The organism is Rhodococcus sp. ENV425 (genome assembly GCF_002887785.1).
GTDB classification, from domain to species: Bacteria; Actinomycetota; Actinomycetes; order Mycobacteriales; family Mycobacteriaceae; genus Rhodococcus; species Rhodococcus aetherivorans.
Map to the genome: position 1 here is coordinate 14,937 of NZ_PCZU01000026.1, position 6,670 is coordinate 21,606.

Genomic DNA, 6,670 nt, shown 5'->3' on the forward strand with positions numbered 1-6,670 from the left:
GCCCCAGGTGCCGGCGGCCAGCACCACGTGCCCGGCGGTGTAGGTGCGACGGTTCTTCCGCTTCCATGCGCCGGTGCGCTCGGTGTCGACGTCCCATGTGCCGTCGGCGGCCCGGCGCAGGCCGGTGACCGTGGTGAGGGGGACGATCTCGGCGCCGGCGCGCTCGGCGAGCCCGAGGTAGTTCTTCAGCAGCGTGTTCTTGGCACCGTGCCGGCAACCGGTCATGCACTCGCCGCATTCGATGCAGCCCGTGCGGTCGGGGCCGACACCACCGAAGTACGGGTCGGCGACGGTGCGGCCGGGCTCACCGAAGAACACGCCCACCGGGGTCTGGATGAAGGTGTCCCCGACGCCCATGTCCTCGGCGACGGACTTGACGATCTCGTCGGCGGGGGTCATGTGGGGGTTCTGCACCACGCCGAGCATGCGACGGGCCTGGTCGTAGAACGGGCTGAGCTCGTCGTTCCAGTCGGTGATGTGCGCCCACTGGCTGTCCTGGAAGAACGGGGCAGGCGGCTTGTAGAGGGTGTTGGCGTAGTTGAGGGATCCGCCGCCGACGCCGGCGCCGGCGAGAATGAGGACGTCGTGCAGCAGATGGATCCGCTGGATGCCGAAGCACCCCAGCTTGGGCGCCCACAGGAAGCGCTTGAGATCCCAGCTGGTCTTGGCGAAGTCCGCGTCGGCGAAGCGCCGGCCGGCCTCGAGGATGCCGACCTTGTACCCCTTCTCCACGAGCCGCAGGGCCGTTACACTTCCGCCGAACCCCGATCCGACGATGAGGACGTCGTAGTCCGTCGCGCGCTGCTCACCCACCGAAACACCTCCATGACGCTGGTTGTTACTCACCAGTATGCACAGACTCGCTGTGACCACTGCCACAAGGGTGCCCTAACTGTAACCTCGAGTTCTAGAAACCGCAGGTGGGCGCCGAAAACGGCTGTGGCCGAATGTCACATCACGTCGATCGGATCGAAGCGATGTGACATTCGGCCACAGCGGAAGAGGGGGACGGCTACGCGCGGACGGTCAGGCCCACCTTCTGGAACTCCTTGAGATCCGAGTAGCCCGACTTCGCCATCGCGCGGCGCAGGCCGCCGACCAGGTTCAGCGAGCCGAACGGGTCGTCGGACGGACCGGCGAGCACCCGGTCCAGGCCCGGGCGCTCGTCGTAGGCGACCTGCAGCAGCGCGCCCCGCGGCACGGACGGGTGCGCACTCGCCGACGGCCAGTACCAGCCGCGGCCCGGCGCCTCGGCCGAGACCGCGAGCGGGGCCCCGAGCACGGCGGCGTCGGCACCGCAGGCGATGGCCTTGGCCAGATCGCCCGAGGTCTCGATGTCGCCGTCGGCGATGACGTGCACGTACCGGCCACCGGTTTCGTCCAGGTAGTCGCGACGGGCGGCGGCGGCATCGGCGATCGCGGTCGCCATGGGCACGCCGATGCCCAGCACCTCGCTCGTGGTGGTGCCCCCGGCCGTCGAGCCGTAGCCGACGATGACGCCCGCCGCGCCCGTGCGCATCAGGTGCAGCGCGGTGCGGTGGTCGCTCACACCGCCCGCGACGACGGGCACGTCCAGCTCGGAAATGAACGTCTTGAGGTTCAGCGGCTCGCTCTCGCCGTGGGCGACGTGCTCCGCGGAGATGATGGTCCCGTGGATGACCAACAGGTCGATGCCCGCCTTCACCAGGTGCGGGGTCAGCGCCCGCGCGTTCTGCGGGCTGACCCGCACGGCCGCGGTCACGCCCGCGTCGCGCACCTGCGCGACGGCGGCGGCCAGCAGGTCGGGCTGCAGCGGGGCCGCGTGGAGCTTCTGCAGGTGGGCGATCGCCGCAGCCGGGTCCGCGTCGGACTCGGCGATGCCGACGAGCCTCTCGATCTCGGCGTCGACGTCGGCGTGCCGGCCCCACAGGCCCTCACCGTTGATGACGCCGAGACCGCCGGCCCTGCCCAGCTGCACCGCGAAGGACGGCGAGACCAGCGCGTCGGTGGGATGGGCGAGCAGCGGGATGTCGAATCGGTACGCGTCGAGCTGCCAGGCCGTCGACACCTCCTTCGAGGAGCGCGTCCGGCGGGACGGCACGATGTTGATGTCGTCCAGCTCGTAGGTGCGTCGGGCGGTCCGCCCCATGCCGATTTCAACCAGGTCGCGCACGCGCGTCCCTTTCTTCTCAGGTAGATGCCCCCGCCGGACACTCCGGCGGGGGCCCGATCGCGGACTCGGTGCTCTAGCGAACCACGTAGTTCGGTGCTTCGGCCGTGATCGTGATGTCGTGCGGGTGGCTCTCCTTGAGACCCGCCGCCGTGATCTGCACGAACTGTGCCTCCTGCAGCTGTTCGATGCTGGCGGCACCGGCGTAGCCCATCGCGGCGCGCAGACCACCGATCAGCTGGTGCGTCACCTGCTGCAGCGGACCGCGGAACGGCACGCGGCCCTCGATGCCCTCGGGCACCAGCTTGTCCTCGGAGAGCACGTCGTCCTGGAAGTAGCGGTCCTTCGAGTACGACTTGGCCGCGCCCCGGCTCTGCATCGCGCCGAGCGAACCCATCCCGCGGTAGCTCTTGAACTGCTTGCCGTTGACGAGGATCAACTCGCCGGGCGACTCGGCGGTGCCGGCCAGCAGGGAGCCGAGCATGGCCGTGGAGGCGCCGGCGGCGAGAGCCTTGGCGACGTCGCCGGAGAACTGCAGGCCGCCGTCGGCGATGACCGGGACGCCCGCGGGCTTGGCGACCGCGACGGCCTCGAGGATGGCGGTGATCTGCGGGGCGCCGACACCCGCGATGACGCGGGTGGTGCAGATGGAGCCGGGTCCGACGCCCACCTTCACGGCGTCCACGCCGGCCTCGATGAGCGCCGCGGCGCCCGCCCGGGTCGCGACGTTGCCGCCGATGATCTGGACTCGGTCGCCGACCTCGGCCTTGAGCTTGGCGATCATGCCGAGCACACCCGCCGAGTGACCGTGGGCGCTGTCGACCACGAGCACGTCCACCCCGGCGTCGGCCAAGGTCATGCCACGGGTCCACGCGTCGTCGCCCACGCCGACCGCGGCGCCGACGAGCAGGCGACCGTCACGGTCCTTGGTGGCGTTGGGGTGCTGCTCGGTCTTGACGAAGTCCTTGACGGTGATCAGGCCGGTCAGGCGGCCCTGTCCGTCGACGATCGGCAGCTTCTCGATCTTGTGGCGGCGCAGCAGCCCGAGGGCGGCCTCGGCGGTGACCCCCTCCTGCGCGGTCACCAGCGGCGCCTTGGTCATGACCTCCGAGACCGGGCGGTTCTGGTCGACCTCGAAGCGCATGTCCCGGTTGGTGATGATGCCGACGAGCTGGCCGTCGTCGTCGGTGACGGGCAGCCCCGAGATGCGGAAGCGCGCGCACATGGCGTCGACCTCGGCGAGCGTGGCGGTCGGCTTGCAGGTGACCGGATCGGTGACCATGCCGGCCTCGGACCTCTTGACGGTCTCGACCTGCGCGGCCTGCGCCTCGGCGGAGAGATTGCGGTGCAGGACGCCCATGCCGCCGACGCGGGCCATGGCGATGGCCATGCGCGACTCGGTGACGGTGTCCATCGCGGAACTGACCAGCGGAACGCGGAGGCGGATGTCCCGGGTCAGCTGGCTCGACGTGTCCACCTGGCTCGGGATCACGTCCGACGCGGCCGGAAGCAGCAGCACGTCGTCGAAGGTCAGACCCAGCATGGCGACCTTGTTGGGGTCGTCACCGCCGGTATGCACGTGCCCTCCGGTACTACTCATGCGGTTCGGACCCTCCATGACGCGTCGATACGGTGCGGGCGGGTGGGCCCCGGCCCGGCAACGGTGATTACGGAACACAATGTCGTGAAAGACAATGGCGTGAGCGGTGCGCACATTCCCCGGACGCTCCGAGCAACGATGCCCTGCTCGTGGACTATCGTATCGGTTTACCGGAACAGGCACACACGCGCATCCGCACGCGTGGATCCGCCCGCGTACACGAAGCCCCGCGGGAAGTCCACGGTGTGACGGCTGGCGCAGACCCCGTCGGACTGCGTACCGTGGAGTCGTGCGTGATCAGTTGCCTCCCGGTCTGCCACCGGACCCATTCGCTGGAGATCCCGACGATCCGTCCGCCGCACTGGACGCGATCGAGCCGGGTCAGCCACTCGACCCTGCCGAACGGCTGGCCGTCGAGGAGGATCTCGCCGACCTCGCGGTCTACGAAGCGCTGCTGTCGCCGCGCGGCATCCGCGGTCTGGTGGTGTGCTGCGAGGACTGCCACCAGGACCACTACCACGACTGGGACATGCTGCGGGCGAACCTGCTGCAGCTGCTCGTCGACGGTACGGTCCGGCCGCACGAGCCGGCCTACGATCCCTCCCCCGACGCCTACGTGACGTGGGACTACTGCCGCGGCTACGCGGACGCCTCGATGAACGAGGCGCTGCCGGTCGACCCATACGGCCTCGACTCCTAGAAGAAGCCTCCGCACGACGGGAAGGGCCCGCCGGGACGAATGTCCTGGCGGGCCCTTCCCGTCGTGCCTACGGCGAAGGCGGGGGAACGACGGTGGAGGGCGGGGGAACGACCGTGGAAGGCGGGGGAACGACGGTGATCGTCTGGCTGATCGACTGCTGTTCGAGTGAACTCGCCGGCGCCGGCGCCGAGGCCGACGCGGTCGTCGTCGGCGAGGCCGTCGGCACGGTGGTCGGCTCCGTCGTCACCGGAGCGCTCGTCGGTCCGGTTGTCGGCTCTGTCGTGACCGGCAGCGGTTCCTGGGTGGGCACCGGCTGCGACGACGTCGGCGGCGGCAGGAGATCGACGCTGGGCTCCTCGGTGGACGTCGGCGGCACGGTTCCCGTCCCGGGCGTCGTGCCGGCGATCGTGGGATCCACCGTCGACGGGGTGGTCGCAGTGGTCGGCACCGGCGCGGGAACCACCGGCGCCGACTGGGCCGGGGGGATGGGCAGCACGGGCGGGGGCGGCGGCGGAAGGAGCTGGCTCAGCTCGGTGGTGAGCCGCTGCATCCAGTCGCCCAGCTGGTCCCGCTGGCCGGCGTCGGTGACCGACCCGGAACGCTCCTGTGCCGACTGGAGCAGTTCCTGGGCGCCTTCGGTGTCGCCGACGGCGAGCCGCTGCTCGGCCTCCTGCAGTGTCGAGGCGGTGTCGATCCGGGCGACCGTCGACTCTGCCTGCTCGCTGAAGACGACCTGCTTGACGCTCCACAGCGGGTCGCCGGGTTCGGCCTGGTAGGAGACGGCGGTCGCGCCGCCCACGGCGATGGCGATCAGGGCGGCGGCACCGGCGATGGGACGGATCAGGCGAAGCTGGGTGCGGGAGCGGGACCGGCGCTCGGCGAGCGCGTCGCGGGCACCGATCTCTCGGTTGACCGCGGCGACGATCTCGTCCAGGTCCGGTTCGGAAGGAAGAGGGTCGGCGAGGATCTCGGCACGCCAGCCCGCGAGGAGCGTGGCCAGCTCGTATTCCTCGGTCGTCTCGGTGGGCACCGGTCCGTCCCCGGAGATCGCGTCGATGAGGGCATCGTCACGGCGCACTGCCGCAATGTCCACGGGGGTGCCGTCGTCGGCGAGATCGGCGAAGAAATCGTCATCCGCGCCGTGCTTCCTACCCATTTCTCTCACCTGCTCTCGTCACTTCCTTCTTCAGTCGGGCGATGGCACGGTGCTGCGCCACTCGAATGGCCCCTGCCGTACTTCCCACCGCTGCTGCCGTTTCTTCCGCGGACAGGCCCATCACGAGCCGCAGGATCAAGATCTCCCGCTGCTTCTCCGGAAGCGTGCCCAGCAGCTTCTTCATCTGCCGGCTCGTCTCCGAGTTGAGTGCCTGCTCCTCCGGACTGTCGTCCAGCGACATCGACTCGGGTACCTCCGCGACCGGGTCCGCCCGGTTGCGGGCGGCGCTGCGGTGCGCGTCGGCGACCTTGTGTGCCGCGATCCCGTACACGAATGCCATGAAGGGGCGTCCCTGGTCCTGATACCGCGGCAACGCCGTCATCACGGCCAGGCACACCTCCTGCGCTACGTCGTCCGCGGAGAGCTGGCCACGCTCCGCGGATCCGACCCGCGCCCGGCAGTACCGGACGACCAAGGGCCGGATGGTCCTCAGAACCTGAGCGAGAGCCGTCCGATCCCCCTGCGCAGCCGCAGCGACAGCGGAGTCCAACTCCTCACCCATGACAGTCATCGATTGCGCAAGTCCTGGCGTTACAAAGTGACACGACCCCCCGGCCGGGTGTGCTTCCACTCGCAGTGGAACACCCCCAGACTAACGACACGACCGGACGGAACGGACGCACGGATGACTTCTAGGCCCGGATCGTTGCGAATCTCCCGCCGCGCCGGACGATGAGGGCGGCCGACTCGTCGCGCACGCGCCGGGCCGCATCACCGCCCCCCAGTCCGTCCCACAGCATCGAAGCAGCCCAGCGGAGCGGGACCAGACCGTGCGCGGTGCTGCGATCGAGCACGTCCAGGCACAGGTCGCGGGCGGGGGTCGGATCGGACTCGCCGGTCCACGAGGCGGCCTGCAACAGGTCGGACTTGATCAGGTGCCGGACCGAACCGCTGCGCTCGGCACCTGCCGCTGCGGCAGCGGAATGACGGCGGGCGGTGGCGAAGTCCCCGGAGGCGAGCGCGGTCTCGGCGGTGACCCAGTGCAGGCGCACGCGCTGGCGCCGG

Annotated in this window: 6 protein-coding genes and 1 pseudogene; 1 reads left to right on the forward strand and 6 read right to left on the reverse strand. The window is 70.1% G+C overall.

What is annotated here, in order from left to right; all coding sequences use genetic code 11:
• The 3 genes from CQZ88_RS30330 to guaB all read right to left on the reverse strand — a co-directional run.
• Positions 1 to 813: NAD(P)-binding protein (locus CQZ88_RS30330; protein WP_258008409.1), on the reverse strand; the 813-nt coding region annotated here is incomplete at its 3' end.
• A gap of 199 nt (positions 814 to 1,012) precedes the next feature.
• Complete coding sequence (locus CQZ88_RS01480) at positions 1,013 to 2,152, reverse strand: GuaB3 family IMP dehydrogenase-related protein (RefSeq protein ID WP_006934969.1); 1,140 nt, start codon at positions 2,150 to 2,152, stop codon at positions 1,013 to 1,015.
• 73 nt (positions 2,153 to 2,225) lie between these two features.
• The gene (gene guaB, locus CQZ88_RS01485) at positions 2,226 to 3,749 is read right to left on the reverse strand and encodes an IMP dehydrogenase (RefSeq protein ID WP_029544783.1); all 1,524 of its coding nucleotides are present in this window, start codon (positions 3,747 to 3,749) and stop codon (positions 2,226 to 2,228) included.
• Between the two features lie 289 nt (positions 3,750 to 4,038).
• On the opposite strand from guaB, the gene CQZ88_RS01490 reads away from it, so the two are divergent.
• Positions 4,039 to 4,449 carry a DUF5319 domain-containing protein gene (locus CQZ88_RS01490; RefSeq protein WP_006934975.1) on the forward strand — a complete coding sequence of 137 codons (411 nt, stop codon included), beginning with the start codon at positions 4,039 to 4,041 and terminating at the stop codon, positions 4,447 to 4,449.
• Between the two features lie 67 nt (positions 4,450 to 4,516).
• Here CQZ88_RS01490 and CQZ88_RS01495 read toward each other — a convergent pair whose 3' ends face one another.
• The 3 genes and pseudogenes from CQZ88_RS01495 to CQZ88_RS01505 form a co-directional block, all read right to left on the reverse strand.
• Positions 4,517 to 5,605 (reverse strand): anti-sigma-D factor RsdA, encoded by a 1,089-nt coding sequence (locus CQZ88_RS01495; RefSeq protein WP_102799142.1) that lies wholly within the window; start codon positions 5,603 to 5,605, stop codon positions 4,517 to 4,519.
• Positions 5,598 to 6,176 carry a sigma-70 family RNA polymerase sigma factor gene (locus CQZ88_RS01500; protein ID WP_029544787.1) on the reverse strand — a complete coding sequence of 193 codons (579 nt, stop codon included), beginning with the start codon at positions 6,174 to 6,176 and terminating at the stop codon, positions 5,598 to 5,600. The genes CQZ88_RS01495 and CQZ88_RS01500 overlap by 8 nt, the downstream gene beginning before the upstream one ends.
• Positions 6,177 to 6,297: 121 nt before the next feature.
• Positions 6,298 to 6,670 (reverse strand): annotated as a pseudogene (locus CQZ88_RS01505) (hypothetical protein); the annotation flags it as partial.